The sequence below is a fragment of the Nocardia noduli genome, assembly GCF_019038455.1.
Classification (GTDB): Bacteria; Actinomycetota; Actinomycetes; order Mycobacteriales; family Mycobacteriaceae; genus Nocardia; species Nocardia noduli.
Window position 1 is genome coordinate 1 of sequence record NZ_JAFMPL010000264.1, and the last position, 544, is coordinate 544.

At 65.6% G+C, this 544-nt stretch carries 1 protein-coding gene; it reads left to right on the forward strand.

The genetic code is table 11. The annotated features are described in order from the left end of the window. On the forward strand, nt 1-374 hold a 374-nt coding region (locus JZ792_RS41300; RefSeq protein WP_216918431.1), incomplete at its 5' end, for a winged helix-turn-helix transcriptional regulator. Between the last annotated feature and the right edge of the window lie 170 nt (nt 375-544).

Genomic DNA, 544 nt, shown 5'->3' on the forward strand with positions numbered 1-544 from the left:
CCTTGCTGGTGCTGCGCGACATGCTGCTGGTCGGCAAACGGCGCCCGGTGGAATTCCTCGATTCGGCCGAACAGATCTCGACCAGCGTGCTCCTGGACCGGCTCAAGCGCCTCGAAGCCGCGAACCTCGTAGCGCGGGTGAGCCGCGGGGAACGCAACCAGGTCCACTACGTCCCGACCAGTCGAGCCGTGGACGCGCTGCCGGTGCTGTTCGAGATGGCTCTGTGGAGCATGGAACACGAACCGCAGGCTCGACCGCTGGACCGGGTGATCACTCGTATCCGCTGCGATCCCGAGGACTACATCGCCGAGATCCGCGCCGAACTCGAACGCGAAACGAGCAAGACACCCGCACCCGGTCACTCGCAGCGGTAAGTGGCGGCGATCTCGCATCGTCGAGTGGCGTCGAGGCAATACGTTCTCGTCGACCGCGACTCTCAGCGGCGGCTGGCCAGTTCGCCGGTGCGCCAATAGTGGCTCATGGCTGTGAGGACGTCGGGTTGCAGCATGGGTTCGGGGCGCAGTTGGAACGCGACACCCCGAAC